The sequence below is a fragment of the Sutterella parvirubra YIT 11816 genome (assembly GCF_000250875.1).
Classification (GTDB): Bacteria; Pseudomonadota; Gammaproteobacteria; order Burkholderiales; family Burkholderiaceae_F; genus Sutterella; species Sutterella parvirubra.
The window spans coordinates 10,621-11,791 of record NZ_JH604967.1; the positions used below are offsets into that span (position 1 = coordinate 10,621).

Here is a 1,171-nt window from a genome sequence, read left to right on the forward strand (position 1 = left end):
TCCGGGCGTCCGGTTTCGGACGACTCAAGAACCTCTCAACGACCTTTCAGCGACACGTCATCGCCAGTCGAATTCCTCCCGCCGGAAGTGCTCCGCCCTGCCGCCCGCGCGCGTCCAGGCGCGCGCCAACTTTTCCGACAACCCCGCGCCCGCGCAGCAGACGAGGCGGGAGGGGAGCAGTGGGAAGGTTTCAGAAAAGAGCACTTCAGGGCGGAGCCGTTCGCCCCCGCTCTCGAAGATCCGGAGCGCCGCACCGGCATCCTTCGCCAACGCTTCGACGCGCGCGAGGAGCGGCTCTTCGGTCTTCGACTTCACGCACCAGAGGAGCGTGGTGCCGGCCGGCGCGGCATCTCCGCGTTCGCTTTCGAGCCATGCGAGGAAGGGGGCGATGCCGATCCCGGCCGCGACCCAGACCTGATTGGGAACGTCGTTCTCGGGCGTGAGCGCGCCCCAGGGGCCTTCGACCTCGACGGCGTCGCCGGGCTTCACCGTCTCCGACAAGGCCGCCGTGAAGTCCCCGAGCCCCTTGATCGCGAAGACGATCCCGCCCTCCGGCGTGCGGCCTGCGATCGTGAAGGGGTGCTTCTCGTGGCCCGAAACCTTGAGGAACGCGAACTGGCCGGGCGCGGCGGCAAACGTTTTCGCGGGCTCGACCGTGAGGATGGTGACGCCGCCCGCGTGCTCCGCCGCCCGCACCGTCGCCGGGACCGACTTCGAGGCGCCGGCGCCCTTCACGAGAATGACGACGGAGGCCCAAACGCCCACGACTGTGACGACGAGGTTGATCCACCCGAAGGGCGAGACGAAGTCCGTCGTGTCCATCAGCCGCACCGAATGGAGCGAGAGGACGAGGAAGACGACCGCAAAGAGCCGGTGCGCGGTGAGCCAGGCTGGGTACTTGATGCGCTTCGAGAGTGCGAGCACACCCAGTAGCACCATGAAGGCCGTCGCCCAGATCGAGCTCGTGACGGCGACGGGACGAAGTGCGGACCAGAAGAGTTCGAGCGCATTCATCCCGGTCTGATCGATCACGGGGCGGCCGACCTGCGCGGCTTCGATCCCGAAGAGGCTCACGACCGAGACGACCGTGCCGCCCACGGTCTTCCCGAAGTAGTGAAGGACCGAGAGCCCGATCGCCCAGAGGCCGAGCGTCTTGTGGTGCCCGTAGAGG

At 67.7% G+C, this 1,171-nt stretch carries 1 protein-coding gene; it reads right to left on the reverse strand.

Features of this window, described 5'->3' with window-relative positions; translation table 11 throughout:
- Nucleotides 1-57: 57 nt before the first annotated feature.
- On the reverse strand, nt 58-1,171 hold a 1,114-nt coding region (locus HMPREF9440_RS05760), incomplete at its 5' end, for a ferric reductase-like transmembrane domain-containing protein (protein WP_040764014.1).